The 14,336-nt window shown below is 62.5% G+C and carries 14 protein-coding genes; 5 read left to right on the top strand and 9 right to left on the bottom strand.

Annotated elements, in window-relative coordinates; all coding sequences use genetic code 11:
• The 6 genes from KHO49_RS26345 to KHO49_RS26320 all read right to left on the bottom strand — a co-directional run bounded on the left by KHO49_RS26345 (window position 1) and on the right by KHO49_RS26320 (window position 5,946).
• Entirely contained in the window at window positions 1-162 is a 162-nt protein-coding gene (locus tag KHO49_RS26345) for a DUF2986 domain-containing protein (protein ID WP_102864230.1), read from the bottom strand.
• A gap of 165 nt (window positions 163-327) precedes the next feature.
• Window positions 328-792, bottom strand: a complete 465-nt coding sequence (locus KHO49_RS26340) for a DUF3429 domain-containing protein (RefSeq protein ID WP_047303602.1) — start codon at window positions 790-792, stop codon at window positions 328-330.
• Between the two features lie 103 nt (window positions 793-895).
• A complete protein-coding gene (locus tag KHO49_RS26335) occupies window positions 896-3,730 on the bottom strand; it encodes a TonB-dependent receptor (protein ID WP_213666107.1) in 2,835 nt (944 codons plus the stop codon).
• A gap of 97 nt (window positions 3,731-3,827) precedes the next feature.
• Window positions 3,828-4,793: a DUF4880 domain-containing protein gene (locus KHO49_RS26330; RefSeq protein WP_213666106.1), complete on the bottom strand. Its 966-nt coding sequence runs from the start codon at window positions 4,791-4,793 to the stop codon at window positions 3,828-3,830.
• Window positions 4,790-5,296 carry a sigma-70 family RNA polymerase sigma factor gene (locus KHO49_RS26325; protein WP_110595868.1) on the bottom strand — a complete coding sequence of 169 codons (507 nt, stop codon included), beginning with the start codon at window positions 5,294-5,296 and terminating at the stop codon, window positions 4,790-4,792. Before KHO49_RS26325 ends, KHO49_RS26330 begins: the two co-directional genes overlap by 4 nt.
• Window positions 5,297-5,505: 209 nt before the next feature.
• The gene (locus KHO49_RS26320) at window positions 5,506-5,946 is read right to left on the bottom strand and encodes an Lrp/AsnC family transcriptional regulator (protein WP_102879943.1); all 441 of its coding nucleotides are present in this window, start codon (window positions 5,944-5,946) and stop codon (window positions 5,506-5,508) included.
• A 139-nt stretch (window positions 5,947-6,085) separates the two neighbouring features.
• Between KHO49_RS26320 and KHO49_RS26315 the strand changes: the two genes are divergently transcribed.
• The 5 genes from KHO49_RS26315 to KHO49_RS26295 all read left to right on the top strand — a co-directional run bounded on the left by KHO49_RS26315 (window position 6,086) and on the right by KHO49_RS26295 (window position 12,253).
• Complete coding sequence (locus tag KHO49_RS26315; RefSeq protein ID WP_213666105.1) at window positions 6,086-9,133, top strand: aminotransferase class III-fold pyridoxal phosphate-dependent enzyme; 3,048 nt, start codon at window positions 6,086-6,088, stop codon at window positions 9,131-9,133.
• Between the two features lie 190 nt (window positions 9,134-9,323).
• The gene (locus KHO49_RS26310) at window positions 9,324-10,112 is read left to right on the top strand and encodes an ABC transporter substrate-binding protein (protein WP_102879945.1); all 789 of its coding nucleotides are present in this window, start codon (window positions 9,324-9,326) and stop codon (window positions 10,110-10,112) included.
• A gap of 63 nt (window positions 10,113-10,175) precedes the next feature.
• Window positions 10,176-10,823: an amino acid ABC transporter permease gene (locus tag KHO49_RS26305; RefSeq protein WP_102879946.1), complete on the top strand. Its 648-nt coding sequence runs from the start codon at window positions 10,176-10,178 to the stop codon at window positions 10,821-10,823.
• Between the two features lie 9 nt (window positions 10,824-10,832).
• Window positions 10,833-11,492 carry an amino acid ABC transporter permease gene (locus KHO49_RS26300; RefSeq protein WP_102879947.1) on the top strand — a complete coding sequence of 220 codons (660 nt, stop codon included), beginning with the start codon at window positions 10,833-10,835 and terminating at the stop codon, window positions 11,490-11,492.
• The gene (locus KHO49_RS26295) at window positions 11,489-12,253 is read left to right on the top strand and encodes an amino acid ABC transporter ATP-binding protein (protein WP_102879948.1); all 765 of its coding nucleotides are present in this window, start codon (window positions 11,489-11,491) and stop codon (window positions 12,251-12,253) included. The genes KHO49_RS26300 and KHO49_RS26295 overlap by 4 nt, the downstream gene beginning before the upstream one ends.
• A gap of 113 nt (window positions 12,254-12,366) precedes the next feature.
• Here KHO49_RS26295 and KHO49_RS26290 read toward each other — a convergent pair whose 3' ends face one another.
• From KHO49_RS26290 to KHO49_RS26280, 3 genes are read right to left on the bottom strand one after another with little or no spacing between them, the layout of a single operon-like run.
• Window positions 12,367-12,909: a fimbrial protein gene (locus tag KHO49_RS26290; RefSeq protein ID WP_170003692.1), complete on the bottom strand. Its 543-nt coding sequence runs from the start codon at window positions 12,907-12,909 to the stop codon at window positions 12,367-12,369.
• An 8-nt stretch (window positions 12,910-12,917) separates the two neighbouring features.
• Window positions 12,918-13,565, bottom strand: a complete 648-nt coding sequence (locus KHO49_RS26285; RefSeq protein ID WP_213666104.1) for a fimbrial protein — start codon at window positions 13,563-13,565, stop codon at window positions 12,918-12,920.
• Window positions 13,566-13,572: 7 nt separating this feature from the next.
• Window positions 13,573-14,328, bottom strand: coding sequence for a fimbria/pilus periplasmic chaperone (locus KHO49_RS26280; protein WP_213666103.1), 756 nt, complete (start codon window positions 14,326-14,328; stop codon window positions 13,573-13,575).
• Between the last annotated feature and the right edge of the window lie 8 nt (window positions 14,329-14,336).

Genomic DNA, 14,336 nt, shown 5'->3' with positions numbered 1-14,336 from the left:
TCAGCTCTCAGTGACAACCACAGCGTCGTCATTGGCCTCGGTGGCCAGCTTCGCCCGATCAGCCTTGCTGATGTACTTGGACTTTTTTTGCGGAGCCAGTTTGGCGCTGGCCTTCTTGGCGTGAGCCTTCAATAGCTGCTGGATTTTCTTGCGACGATTCATGTGGGGCTACCCGGCTTTTTAAGTGCAGGAATGATATCAGCCGCCACTCGACGGGGCTGGTAACTCTTTGCCGATCCAACGAATGATCCTCAGCGCCCCTCCTCGGCGATGCCTGTTGCTTCAACCACCGCCCCTTCGGTGGGAGGCGGCAGCTGAACGTCGCACTTAACTCCCGATGGCCATCACGAGCACACCCAGCAGTAGGCAGGCGCTGGCCACGATGGTCAGGCGCAAACGCATCGGCAGGTACCAGGCCGGTAGGTGCATGACCTGCGAGAGTTGCCGGTCATGCCACCAGTGCGCGAAGAATCCGCCAATCAATAACAGCCCGCCCCATGACAGCGGCAGCAAGGTGGCGACCCAGCCCATCAGCGCAGGGACGATGCTCCAAACAAAGCGTGTGTGACGCTGCTGCGCGTTCATGCCGGGAGCGATCATGGCAAATCCCCAATGCAGGGCTCCGACAAAACTCAGGATCACCGCCCCGTAACTGACCAATGCCTGGCACCACAACAGCCGCTGTCCGTGCGCAACCACGGCCAGCAACGCCAGCCCGAGAAACGGCAGCAAGCCGCCATAACCCAGCAGGGCAACAGGCTTGGGTGGCGATACAGAAGACAAAAGGTTCATCTGGATTCCTCTCAATTAGGGCACTGAAAACTGTAGCCGCAAAAGCGCCCTCTGAATGGCCGTCGCGTTGACTCACCACAACCGGCTGGCCACTGCCGGCCCCTCAGAACTTCGCCTGCATCCCCACCCGCAGCGTGCGCCCCGGCGCCGGCATGAAGCTCTGCGCCAGTGGGTCCAGGTAGTAGCGATCCGTGAGGTTTTGCAGCGACACGTTGAGGCTGGCGTCTTGCTTCAACTTGTAGTTGAGGAACAGATCGAACAGCGCCACTTCGCGGTAGTTCAGCTGTGGCGTGGTGGCGCCGGTCTGCCATGGCTTGTCGGCGGTGACGGTGGGCCCCGAGGTGTAGGTAATCCGCGTGCCGAGGGTCAGGCTCTGGTCGAAGAAGCGCAGGCCGGTGGTCAGGTTGCCGGCAAAGCGCGGCGGGTTCTGGGTGTTGGTGTAGGACCCCATGAAGCTGCCCGGGGTGCAGTCCGGGGTGTCGGCGGTTTTCCGGTAGGGGTTGCTGGTGGCCCGCAGGGTGGCGGCGAAGGCCGCGTCGCAGGTTTCGGTCTTCAGGTAGTAGGTGGACGACAGGTCGGCAAACACCCGTCCGGCATCGTAGTGGGTCTGCAGTTCCAGGCCGCGGGTGGTGTAGCTGTCGGTATTGCTGAAGCGCATCAGGCCCCACAGGCCCGGGCTCGGATCGTAGTAGCGGGTGATGTAGTTTTTGATGCTGTTGTTGAAGTAGGCGAGCTTGATCGCCGCCGAATCGTCATCCACGAACAGCCCCTTGTGCAAGGTGCTGGCGCCGATCTCCCAGTTGCTTGAGCGCTCGGGCTTCAGGCCCTTGCCCGGCGTGGTCTGCTGCACACCGTAGCCGGTTTCGAACAGCGAAGGCATGCGAAAGCCCTGGGTGTAGGAGGCATAGACGAAGGTGTCTGGCAGCACCTCGATATTGATGCCGAAGGCCGGAGCAAAGGCGCCACCGCTGTTGCTGGCCTTGCCCGAATAGTTGTAGCCGGTGACCACCCGGCCTACTTGCGCGTCGCCCACTTCCGTCTCGGTCGCGCCGAATTGGTTATAGGGCGTGCCTTCGAATGGATAGTTGGTGTTGTTGAAAACAATGCCGTTGTTCAAGCGTGGGTCGGTCGCATCGGTGTACAGCCCGTTCTGGTCCGGGAACCACATCAGGTAGCCATAGTCGCCGGGCCTGGAGACGGTCACGTACTTGTGTTCGCGTTCCTCTCTGCGCGCCGTGGCATTAGCCACATGGTCCTTGCTGCGATAGTGGGTGTAACGACCGCCGCCCCACAGCGTCAGGCGCTCCACCGGCTGGTATTCCAGCTTGCCGTTGAAGCTGAACTCCTGCCGCGAGCCTTCGCGCAAGCTGCGGTTGGCGTTGATGTCGTCCTGGGTGGTGACCACGCCCTTCTGCGGACGCAGTTCTTCCAGCTGGAACGAGCCGCCCAGGTCCAGCTTCAAGTCGCCGTAGTCGGTGCTAAAGCGCGAGGTATTGGCCAGACCGCCGCCCGTGCGGCGGTTGGCCTGGCGGGCCCAGGAACGGTCCGTGCGATAGGCCTGGGAAGCCGGTGCCGACCAGGCGCTCAGTTGGCTGGTCTGCGCATCGGTCAGCCACAGGTCGGCAGTCAGGTCCAGTAGCGGGTTGTCCGCGGGCAGGTAGTTGTAGCGCGCGGTGTAGGTGTCGATCTGGGTGTGGCCCAGAGGGTACTGGTAGATGCCACCGGTGCCGAAACGGAAGATGTCCGAGGGCATGATCTCGCCGATGCGCCCGTCATAGCGCCGGTAGCCGAGGTCGAAGCTGTGGCCGTCCGCTGGGCGCAGGGTGGTCTTGAGCAGCCACGATTGGGTCTTCGACGAGGAGTTCAGCACCTCTTCCCCGGCGTTGTAGGTGGTGGCCACACTGGTCTCTTCATCGCCGTAGCGGTCAAAGGTGCGGTAGCGATCCTGGCCCTTCTTGCCGGCGAAATAGTTGCCCTGGTTGCGCTGGGCGTAGGCCGCCACCACATCGAACAAGTCATGGCTGTAGGCAAACGCAGCACTGCCGGACTCCGCGTCCGAGCCGAACAGCCCGCCACGGCTCTGGTGCGGCTCCGCGTCCAGGTCCTCGGTCTTGGAGTGGGGGTCGCGACGGGCCGGCGCCACGCCGTTGTTCCAGACATCGCCCTTGAGCCGCAGGCCGACATTCTGACCGTCCTTGAGGATGTCGCCGACGCCGAGGGTGCGCATCTTGACCGTGCCGCCGATGGCGCTGGAGGTCAGGCTCGGGCCCTTGTCGATGGCGATGTCGCTGATCATGTCCGGGTCGATGTAGCTGCGTTGCTGGGTGCCGGCATAACCGCGATAGACATCCAGCGCCTGTTGCGACCCGTCCACTGTCACCGCCACTCGGCTCTGGCCCTGGATGCCGCGAATGTTCACATCTAGGCCGCCGCCATTGCGGCTGTCGCCGACCTGCACCCCGGGCTGGCCCTTGAGCACGTCGCCCACCGACACCACGCCAAAGCGCTGCATGTCGTCGGCGGAGATGTACACCGACGAACGCGGTGCCCGATACACCTCTTGCTCGTCAGGGTTCTCGCCCTTGACCTTCTGCGTCGGCAGCGACACCGCATCAAGGCGCAGGCGCAAGGCATAGCCGCCGTCGGCCTGACGCACGTAGCCCAGGCCGGTGCCCGCCAGCAGCTGGTTCAAGCCCGCTTCGGTGGTGAAATCCCCTTGCAGGCCCTGGCTGGTCTTGCCCGCCGTGAGCAGCGCACTGCCGGCCATGCTGATCCCCGCCTCGGCGCCAAAACGTGACAGCACCTGGTCCAGGGGACCGGCGCCGATGCTGTAGTGACGTTCGCCGGCCGCCAGCACCATCTCGCTGTAGAGCGGTTGCAGACTGAGCAACAGCAGGCCGAAGGTGTGGGTACGCAAGACACGAGCGGGGAAAATCATGCAAGGCTCCTAAGGATCGAAACCCACCTGTGCCGGTGGGTGATACCTGAAGGCCAAGCCAGATCGAAAAAACTATCGCGCAGGTGAAAAAAAACTTTCAGGCCGGCACCACCGTCACCCAATAACGGGTTCTGCGCTCGATGCGCACCGGTAGGGTATTGGCCACCAGGGCCAGGGCGGCATCGGTGTCGTCCAGCTGGAAACTACCGGTCACCCGCAAAGCGGCAACCGCTTCGCTGCAACGTAAAAAACCCGGGCGATAGCGCGAAAGCTCTGCCAGCAACTGATCCAGGCGCATGCGCTCGGCGGGCAGGATGCCGCGCATCCAGGCCTGGGCCAGAAACACATCGATGGAGGTCGGCCGCCCGGCTCCCTGGCCATCGACCCGGGTTTGCCAGCCGGCCTGCAATGGCAGCGGGGTCGACGGCTGCCGGGCACTGACCTGCACCAGCCCGCGCAGCACGGTCACCTGAGTGCCCTGGCGATCATGGCGCACCAGCAGATGGGCGCCCTGGCTGTACAACAGCGCATCCGGCGTTTGCAGTTGCAGGGAGGCCGATCCGACCGGGGTATCCAGGGCCAGCTCGCCCTCGATCAACTGCACGCTGCGCTGCCCGGCACCCAAGTCCAGATTCACCGCACTGGCGGTGTTCAGCCACAGCGAACCGCCGTCAGCCAGGGCCCAACGTCGCCGCTCACCGATGCCGGTGCGATAACCGGCCAAGGCTGAACGCACCAGGGTGGAATCCGCCCCCTGCCAGGACACGCCTCCCAGCAGTCCCAGCGCCAACAGGCACTTGAGCACCTGCCGCCGCCGTTGCGGATCGGCGCCCGCCGCCTGCAAGGCCCGGCGCGCCGTGGCATCAGCCAGCAGATGGGCCCCCGGCTGCAACATCAGCGGCAAACCGCTGACCCGCTGCCAGGCGTACTCATGCTCGGCACTGGCCTCGCGCCACTGCTGCAAGGCCTGATGGTCCGCGGCGCTCATCAGCCCGGACTGCATCCGCACCAGCCAATCAATGGCGCTGTCCCGCACCCGGGGATCGACCGCGACGCCACTCATTCAAACAGGCTCGCATAGCAGACGCTGAACGCCTTGCCCATGGCCCGCTGCACCTGGGCCACGGTCAGGCCCAACTGCGCGGCGATCTGCGGGTAGGTCAAGCCATCGAGCTGGGACAGAAAGAAAATCTGCCGCACCCGCGACGACAAACCCACCAGCAGCGAATCCAGCTGCAGCAGGGTCTCGATCATCAGATGCCGCTCTTCCGGCGAAGGCTCCTCCCCCACCGGCCGTGCCGCCAGCGCCTCCAGGTAAGCCCGCTCGATGGCCTGACGACGCCAGCGATTGATCAACAGACCATTGGCGATGGTGGCCAGAAACGCCATGGGCTGGCGCAGCTCACGCACATCTTCCTGGGACCGCAGCACGCGGATAAAGGTGTCGTGCGCCAAGTCCTCGGCATCGGCGCTGTGCCCCAGGCGCCGATGCAACCAGCCGCGCAGCCAGCCGTGATGATTCGCATACAGCTGAGCGACAGGCGAAGAGAGGCTGTGGTTGTGCATGGGAGATTCGCATTAATGATAATGCTTCTCATTTTATGGTTTACGAATGGGAGTTGTACAGCACGGCACATTGCGATTGCCGTGAAGAGCCTGGCCCGACTTCACGGATCAGGCCACTGGGATCAGGTGCCAAGCGTGGATTGCCGCTGCGTTTGAGCGGTGTCCGGCATTTCCCGCAGGCGCGCGCCATCAAGACTTGCCGCGGCGGATCAGGAGGTCTGTCGATCGATATCGCGGCGAAGGACCACGGCGGTGGTGATGTCCTCGACCGATTCGTGGCTGGCGACGGCATCCCGGACTCGGTTCAGATCATCAATGGTGCGTGATTCGATCTCGATCACCAGGTCCAGCTGGCCACTGACCGAAGAGATGCGGCGCACCTGCGAGTGCTGGGCCAGCATGTCCAGCAGGCTGATGGCCGGGGTGCGTTTCAGGCACACCAGAAACATGGCGCGAATCACGTTGGCGTCGATTTCGCCAATGTCCGCCCGGTAGCCGCGGATCACACCATTGCGCTCAAGGTTGCTGACGCGCTCGCTGGTGGCGCTTCTGGACAAGCCGATTCTCGCGGCCAGGGCCTTCAGGGCGATCCGCGCCTCTTTAGACAGAATGTCGAGTATTTCCCGATCTTTCACGTCCAGCTCGCGCATTGAAACTCCTCACATTGACTGCCGATTTTGTGTCGGTCGATTCCGACAATATGCAGGCCAAAGCCGACCGCATACCTACTGCCCTCGAAGATTTCGCATGCCAAGCTAACTGAAAAAAATAACCAGGAAAACCATTACCATGACTGACCTTTGCCACCCCGCCCCGCAGTTCTCGCCCCGCGATGCCGAACAATTGGCTGCGCAGCTTTTCAATGTCAGCGCGAGCGCCTCGCCTCTGGACGGCGAGCGAGACTGCAACTTCCGGCTGAACACAGCGACCGATGCGGGATGGATTCTGAAAGTCGTCAACGCCAGCGAACCGCGCATTGAAAGCCAGCTGCAGACCGCCATCCTCAGCCATCTGGCCGATCACAGCCCCGAGCTTGGCGTACCGCAGTTGAAGAAAAGCCTGGCCGGCGATTTACTCGCCTCGGCCGTGGCGCCCTCTGGCGAAACCCACGCGGTGCGCCTGGTGAGCTGGCTGCAAGGAACGCCGCTGGCCGAGGTCCCGCGCACCTTCGAACTCATGCGCAGCCTGGGTCAATCATTCGCCGACATGGACCATGCCCTTCAGGGCTTCATGCATCCCGGCGCGGTCCGCGATCTGGACTGGGACCTGCGGCACGCCGCCCGTTCCCGCGCCCGCCTGCACTTCATCAAGGACCCCGCCAGACGCGCCATTCTGCAGCGCTTCATCGATGATTTCGAAACCAGGGTCGAACCCAAGCTTGCGCGCTTGCGCACCCAGGTCATTCACAACGACGGTAATGACTGGAACATCCTCATCAACCCGCAAAACCACCAGCAGGTCTCGGGCATCATCGATTTCGGCGATGCGGTGCACACGGTGCTGATTGCCGAAGTCGCCATCACCTGCGCCTACGCCATTCTCGACATGCAAGACCCAATAGGCGCGGCCGCCGCCCTCACCGGCGGCTTCCATGAGCGCTACCCGCTGCAGCCGCAAGAGCTGGACGTGCTGTTCAATCTGATCGCCATGCGCCTGGTCATCAGCGTCACCTTGTCGGCCTCGCGCCACCAGCAGACCCAGGACAACCCCTACCTGGCCATCAGCGAAGCCCCGGCCTGGCGCCTGCTGGAAAAGATGGATCGCATGAACCCGCGCCTGGCGACGGCGATCCTGCGCAAAGCCTGCGGTTACGACGCGATAGAAGGTGCCGGGGCCATTCGCCGCTGGGTGGATGAAAACCGCCAGTCCTTCGCGGACATCGTGCATCCCTCGGCGGCAACCCTGAACAAGGCCATTGTGCCGTTCGCCGATGCCGCCCATGAAATGACCATCGCTTCCGCCGCGCAGCGCCCGGCAGAGGCGACCCAGTGGTGGAATGATTTCTCAGCTGAACATCAGGTGCCGCTGGGCATCGGGCCCTGGGGCGAAGCCAGGACCATCTACACCGACAGCGCCTTTGAATCGCGCTTCATTGCAGGAGAGCGTCGGATCATGCACCTGGGTGTCGACTTGATCATGCCGGCCGGAACGCCGCTGTACACACCGCTTGCCGGTGTGGTGCAGAGCGTCGAGGTCGAGCCTGAACCGCTGGGCTATGGCGGCTTGATCATGCTCAAGCACTCGCCTGAAGGCTGCCCGCCCTTCCTGACCCTGTGGGGGCACATGGCCCACGAAGCGCTGACACGCCTCAAGCCCGGCGACCATCTGGCCGCTGGCGCGCTGGTGGGCTACATGGGCGCGGACACGGAAAATGGCGGCTGGCTGCCCCATGTGCATTTCCAGATGTCCACCGACACCCAGTTGCAAGCGAGCGAGTTCATCGGCGTCGGTGAGCGCGCCTATCTTGAGGTGTGGGCCGACCTGTTCCCGGATGCTTCGACCCTGGCCGGAATCCCCCCGGAAACCTACCACCAGGAAGGACGAACCAAAGCACAGATCGTGGCCAGGCGTAAGGAACTGCTGCTGCCCAACTTGTCGATTTCCTACTCGGACCCGATCAAATTCGTACGCGGTGATGGGGTCTGGTTGATCGACAACTTTGGCCGGGCCTATCTGGACTGCTTCAACAACGTCTGCCACCTCGGCCACTGCCATCCCGATGTGGTGCAAGCCCTTGCGCGTCAGGCTTCACGGCTGAACACCAACACCCGCTACCTGCACGACAACATCGTGGAATACGCCGAGCGGCTCACCGCAACATTGCCCGAGGGCCTGGCGGTCGCCTCCTTTGGCTGTTCCGGCAGCGAGGCCAACAGCCTGATGCTGCGCATGGCGCGCAATCACACCGGGCGCAATGATGCCATCGTGCTGGATTGGGCCTACCACGGCACCACCCAGGAGCTGATTGATCTGAGCCCTTACAAGTACAAGCGCAAGGCCGGCAAGGGCCGTGCAGAGCATGTATTCGAGGCGGCCGTGCCGGACGTTTACCGCGCAGCGGATGACTGGCCATTCGCAGAGCTGGGCAAGCGTTTCGCGCAAAGTGTCGCCGAGCAGATCGACAGCATGCGCCGGCAAGGCCGAGCCCCGGCGTTCTTCTTGGCGGAGTCCATTCCCAGTGTCGCCGGGCAGCTGTTTTTCCCGGAAAACTACCTGCAAGAAGTCTATGCAATGGTGCGTGCCGAGGGCGGTCTGTGCCTGGCCGATGAAGTTCAGGTCGGCTTTGGCCGAGTGGGCAGCCACTGGTGGGCCTTTGAAACCCAGGGCGTGGTGCCTGATGCGGTGTCCATGGGCAAACCCATTGGCAACGGCCATCCCATGTCGGCGGTGGTGACCACCCGCGAGATCGCCGACAGCTTCAACAACGGCATGGAGTACTTCAATACCTTCGCCGGCAGCCCGGTTTCATGTGCCGTGGGCCTCAGCGTTCTCGATGTGATCGAGCGCGACAACCTGAAACTCAACGCACTGACGGTGGGCAATTACCTGCTCGATGGCTTTCGCACACTGCAGCAGCGCTACGATGCCATTGGCGATGTACGCGGGCTGGGGCTGTTCCTCGGGATCGAACTGGTCACCGACCGCCAGAGCAAGGCTCCGGCCACGCAACTGGCGAAAAAGGTCGCCGATGGTGCCCGGGAGCGCGGCGTGCTGATCGGCACCGAAGGCCCCTATGACAACGTGCTGAAAATGCGCCCGTCGATGATTTTCAGTCACAAGAATGCCGACTTCCTGCTCGAGGTGCTGGACGACAGCTTCCAGGCGGCCCTGCGCTAGAGCGCCCGGATCGGCGCACGAGTGACAGCCTGCGTGCCCGGCCGACATAGTGTCGGCCAACTCCGGCAATGTGTCCGGCTGGCGGACACCTTGCCGGGTGCTTTCCAGAACGGCCTATGCAAAGCTTTTCCCGAGGCCTGGGTGAAGAGCCCAACAACAATAATTAATAATTCTTCAAAGGTGCCATCCAATGCTAACCAGAACGCTCAAGGGTCTGCTTGCTGCATCCACCGTCGCGGCCGCGGCGCTCCTCTGTCCTACAGCCGTTCAGGCTGATGATTTGCAGTCGATCCAGGACTCCAAAGAGATTCGCATCGCCATGAGCGGGCAGTACTCGCCCTTCAGCTTTGCCAACGAGCAGAACCAGATTGTCGGCTTCGACGCCTCCATCAGCGAAGCCCTGGCCCAGCGGCTCGGGGTGAAAGTCAGCATTGTCACCACGCCCTTCGACGGGATCATTGCCGGGCTCCTGGCGAAAAAATATGACGCCATCATCGCCTCCATGACCATTACCCCGGAGCGCCAGAAGGCCGTGGATTTCGTCGGCCCCTACTACCACGCCGGCCGCACCATCGTGGTGAAGGAAGACTCGCCGATCCACAGCCTGGATGACCTGAAGGAGGTGAAGGTCGGCGTCACCCTGGGCGATGCCCACGACAAATGGGCCAGGACGCGCGGCAACCTGAAGGTCAAGACCTACAAAGGCCTTCCCGAGATGCTGGTCGACCTGGACGCCGGGCGCCTCGATGCGCTGGTGATGGACAGCGTTCCGGTGCTGGTGGCCGTCAAGGAAACCGGGCAGAAGGTGCGCATCATCACGCCACCCGACAGTGACGGTGGGGTTGAAGGCATGGGCATTGCCCTGCGCAAGAACAACCCTGAGCTCAAGGCAGCAATGCAGCAGGCGCTGAACGACATGCTCGCCGATGGCAGCTACGAAAAGATCTCGATGCAGTGGATTGGCAAGGACATTCGCTGACTCATCTGCAGCCTGGCTCGACCTGGGGTCGGGCCAGTCACTCCGACCTTTTCGAGCCTGCCCATGGATCTGACACTTATACAGCGCACCCTGCCGTTTTTTCTGGAGGCGGCCTGGGTCACGGTGCACGTTTCGCTGCTGGCACTGCTGCTGGGTTTGCTGGTTGCCGTCGTGCTGGTGGCGGCGCGGCTGTCCGGCTTTTTTCTGCTTCGCTGCCTGGCCAGGGTCTACATCAGCGTTTTTCGCGGCACACCCTGTCTGGTCCAACTGTTTCTCATCTACTTTGGCGGCCCGCAAATCGGCCTTGAGCTGGAGCCGTTCTCCGCAGGTGTCATCGGCCTGGGCCTGAACATCGCGGCCTACATGGCCGAATCCATTCGTGGCGCGATCAGCAACATCGATCCCGGTCAGGTCGAAGCCGCCCGCTCAATCGGTTTCGGCAAGGGCCAGACCCTGTGGCTGATCACCCTCCCGCAAACCGCCAAGTTGATGATCCGGCCACTGGGGGTCAATGCGGTCGCGCTGATCAAAGGCTCGGCCCTGGTGTCGACCATCTCCGTGGTGGAACTCTCCTACACGGCGCAGCGTTTTATCAGCTCCACCTACAAGCCATTCGAGATCTTCATGGTGTCGGCCATTTTGTACATCGCCATGGTCTACACGGTCAGGCTGATGGTGGACCACCTCGATAAACGCTTCGCGGCCAAGTGAGACACCTCCATGCCAAGCCTTGACCTGAGTATCGTGACCCCCTATTCCGAGCTGCTGGCCACCGGGCTCTGGTGGACCATCGTCTTGTTCCTTTGCTCCAGTGTGCTGAGCCTGATCGCTGGAATAGCCTTTGCCCTGATCGTGCTCTACACCCCGAAACTGGTCTCCCTGCCCATACGTTTCCTGACCTGGCTGCTGATGGGCACGCCCCTGCTGCTGCAGCTGTACCTGATCTATTACGGCCTGGTGCAAGTGGGGATCGATATCCCGGCGCTGATGGCCGGCATCATCGGCCTGAGCCTGCATTTTGCGGTCTACAACGCCGACGTGATTCGTGCCGGGGTCCTGTCGGTCGACCCCGGGCAGATTGAAGGTGCGCGCTCCATTGGCCTGAGCCGCAGTCAGGCCCAGCGCTACGTGATTGTGCCGCAGGCACTGCGCAGCACCCTGGCGCCGCTGGGCAACAACCTGATTGTCCTGTTAAAGGACACCTCCCTGGTGTCGATCATCGGCATTGCCGAGCTGGTCTACAGCGCCCAGCGCGCCGTGAGCGAAACCTACAGCCCGTTCGAATTCTATCTGGCCGTCGCGGTGATTTATTACGCGGTCAATCTTGTTCTGGAAGCCGGCCTGCACCTGCTTGAAACCAAGGTAGAGATGTCACGATGACCACAGAAAAGTTCATGGTTGAAGTCAAGGGTGCGCGCAAGGCGTATGGCGCACTTGAAGTGCTCAAAGGCATCGATCTGTCTGTCGCGCGCGGACAGATCATCGCCATCATCGGCCCCAGTGGTTCGGGCAAAAGCACCCTGCTGCGCTCCATCAATCACTTGGAAGTGCTGAACGAAGGAGAGATCTGGCTGGAAGGCGAGCACGTCAACCGGCCGTTGAAAGGTCGCGCATTCGAACAGCACATCAACAGCGTGCGCCAGCAGATGGGCATGGTGTTCCAGCACTTCAATCTGTTCCCGCACCTGACCGTGCATGAAAACATCGCCCTCGGGCCGATCAAGCTCAAAGGGCTGAACAAAGCCGCCGCTCGCGAACTGGCCATGGAGTACCTGTCGAAAGTCGGCCTGGCCAACAAGTTCGACGAGTACCCTTCTCGCCTGTCCGGCGGACAGAAACAGCGCGTGGCCATTGCCAGGGCCCTGGCGATGCGTCCCAAAGTCATGCTGTTCGATGAAGCCACCTCGGCCCTGGACCCGGAGCTGGTGGAAGAGGTCAACCAGGTGATGAAACAACTGGCCGCCGAGCACATGACCATGTTGATCGTCACCCATGAAATGCGCTTTGCCGGTGAAGTGGCGGACCGGATCGTCTTCATGGACGGTGGCGTGGTGGTCGAGGAAGGCGCGCCGCAAGAGATCCTGCAAAACCCGACTCACGAACGCACCCGGTCGTTCTTGAAAAAGCACCTGCACGCCTAGAGCAATGGCGCCCGCGCTGGCCGAAGGTGCTGTTGCGCCAGGGGGCAACGGCGCCGCCGTAAACGCGCTCCCGTCTCGACGCGGTGCTGTCTAAGACGCAGCTGCGCCCACCCTCACTCATAGCTCAAGGTGAAGGTCAATGAAGCAGCCAACGGCCCCTTGCCAATGCTGTGCTCGCGCAAGGCATTGGGAAGCGCCTTGAGGTAAGCCAGAAAGGTCACTGACTGCTTGCCGTCCTGGCTGATGCGGCCAATGGAATGCGCGCGTCCCAGGGGCAAGGGCTGCGCCGCTGCATCCTCCAGGCCAATCACCAGGCCTTGCGGACTGCCGCTGTCGAGCTCTAGAAAGCCCTGTATCTGCTGACTTTCATGACCACCCAAGGTCACCTTGACCTCGGTCCTGCCGGCGCTTGAATCACAGTCAAGCAGGTTCAGGACAACGGCCTTGCTCGCGGTCCTGCCTTCGCGATAGAGCTCCTGCTGACTCACATCTTCGAAGTCCAGAGTCCGGGTTTCGGAGCCAGGCTCGAGGGTACAGGTCTGATCCATCAGCTGGCCGCTGAAAAAGACGTTGTCTGCCGCAGCCGCCGGAGCGCCAAAGCCACCCGCGAGCCAGGCACAGCACAGGCACAAATAGCCGTTGAGCAATCGCTTCATGACTTCACCTAATACAGCTCGACCAGCAACAGCCCGGAAGCATTGAACTGGCTCAACGCAAGCTGCGCTCCGACCTTCTTCACCGGCACCGCCTCGAATGCCGGTGGCTTTTGCAGACTGTCGAGGCTGATCTGCCGAGGCTGGTTGAGCTCCAGTTCCCGCTCCCCCAGAAACAGCTTGATGGCCAAGCCACTGACAGAGGTGCGCAGCAACGCCGGGTTGAAATCTGCCGCTAAGCCCTTGAACGTCAGGCGCATCTTCCAGATCGAATTTTGCGCCACCAGCCCCGGACACTTGATCTGATAGGGAATCGGCTGACGATAGTGCTCGCCGTCGATCTTGCGCAGCAGCACGTTGCCGAATGACACCCTGATGGGCGCGTCCTTGTCGCTGACCGTGCATTGCGGAGGCGCGATCAAGACGCCGGCGAAATCCATATTCCCCGCCGCCCGCCCCACACTCGGCAGCCCCAACCACAAGAGGCAGCAGAGCAGCACCAGGCACCCGGTTTTGCCGCGCCACCACCGGCTCATGAAAGCGCCCGGCCTCCTGCGACCGGCCCCCAGCTCCCGGCCCATCCAAGGCTGCGCTGCAAACCTTGCGCCCAGCCACTGAGCCTGCGCAGCGACAACCCCGAACGCGCCCAGTGGCGTCACGCCCGCCTCAGCTCGCATCGGCCACCGGCCTGGCCAGGCACTGCCCCGCCGTGCAGCGAAACTCCAGTTGCGGCCGCCCGCCAAAGTCGTTGACATACGTCAGCACCGGCGTATTGCCCAGGGTCCGGGCGCCGACACTCAGCTCCTGGCGTCCCCAGGGCGCCAGCATCACCGGCTGAAAGTCTGCAACGGATGCCCCACCCACGCGGACCTGGGCATCAACCAGGGTCACGTAGTAAGCCGTCGGGTTATGCGCCACGTAGCGCTCGCCCTCCCGGGACAGCGTCAGTTGCTCCTGCCAAGGCACCTGATTCTGTCCGCCGCCCCTGACGAGGGCCTCGGGACGATAGAACAGCTTGATCCGTGTCTGCAGGGCAATCTGCAAGGCATTGGGCTTGTCGGTGCGCGGTGGAATCTCACGCAAGTTGAAGTAGAACAGCGACTCCCGGTCCTGGGGCAACTGCCCCACCTGCGCCAGCCTCTGGATCTTCACCTGACTGCGGGCGCCGGCTTCGAGCCGTTGCACCGGAGGCAGCACGGTCAAGGGGCCGCCGATCTTCTCCTCCTTGTCGTTTTCCAGCCAGGCCTGGGCCAGATACGGCAGCTGGGGATTCTGGTTGCTGATGCCCACGCTCACCGATTTCTCGCTGCCATTGAAGATGATTCGCGTACGGTCAAGGGCGATGGCGGCGTGTACCGACTCCAGAGCCAAGAGGCTCAGGCCGAAGACAAGCAGGCTTTTTTTCAGGTCGAACCATGGCATGCAAGCCA

Origin of the sequence: Pseudomonas sp. RC4D1 (assembly GCF_018390395.1) — a bacterium.
Lineage (GTDB): Bacteria > Pseudomonadota > Gammaproteobacteria > Pseudomonadales > Pseudomonadaceae > Aquipseudomonas > Aquipseudomonas danubii.
Note: the sequence above shows the minus strand (reverse complement) of the source record. Positions and strands in the feature narration are given on the sequence as shown.

Excerpts from the sequence above, each read along its gene's own strand:
- KHO49_RS26330 (WP_213666106.1), bottom strand. The coding sequence starts at position 4,793 with ATGAGTGGCGTCGCGGTCGATCCCCGGGTGCGGGACAGCGCCATTGAT.
- KHO49_RS26290 (WP_170003692.1), bottom strand. The coding sequence starts at position 12,909 with ATGAAGCGATTGCTCAACGGCTATTTGTGCCTGTGCTGTGCCTGGCTC.
- KHO49_RS26295 (WP_102879948.1), top strand. The coding sequence starts at position 11,489 with ATGACCACAGAAAAGTTCATGGTTGAAGTCAAGGGTGCGCGCAAGGCG.
- KHO49_RS26300 (WP_102879947.1), top strand. The coding sequence starts at position 10,833 with ATGCCAAGCCTTGACCTGAGTATCGTGACCCCCTATTCCGAGCTGCTG.
- KHO49_RS26340 (WP_047303602.1), bottom strand. The coding sequence starts at position 792 with ATGAACCTTTTGTCTTCTGTATCGCCACCCAAGCCTGTTGCCCTGCTG.
- KHO49_RS26280 (WP_213666103.1), bottom strand. The coding sequence starts at position 14,328 with ATGCCATGGTTCGACCTGAAAAAAAGCCTGCTTGTCTTCGGCCTGAGC.
- KHO49_RS26315 (WP_213666105.1), top strand. The coding sequence starts at position 6,086 with ATGACTGACCTTTGCCACCCCGCCCCGCAGTTCTCGCCCCGCGATGCC.
- KHO49_RS26325 (WP_110595868.1), bottom strand. The coding sequence starts at position 5,296 with ATGCACAACCACAGCCTCTCTTCGCCTGTCGCTCAGCTGTATGCGAAT.
- KHO49_RS26320 (WP_102879943.1), bottom strand. The coding sequence starts at position 5,946 with ATGCGCGAGCTGGACGTGAAAGATCGGGAAATACTCGACATTCTGTCT.
- KHO49_RS26335 (WP_213666107.1), bottom strand. The coding sequence starts at position 3,730 with ATGATTTTCCCCGCTCGTGTCTTGCGTACCCACACCTTCGGCCTGCTG.
- KHO49_RS26305 (WP_102879946.1), top strand. The coding sequence starts at position 10,176 with ATGGATCTGACACTTATACAGCGCACCCTGCCGTTTTTTCTGGAGGCG.
- KHO49_RS26345 (WP_102864230.1), bottom strand. The coding sequence starts at position 162 with ATGAATCGTCGCAAGAAAATCCAGCAGCTATTGAAGGCTCACGCCAAG.
- KHO49_RS26310 (WP_102879945.1), top strand. The coding sequence starts at position 9,324 with ATGCTAACCAGAACGCTCAAGGGTCTGCTTGCTGCATCCACCGTCGCG.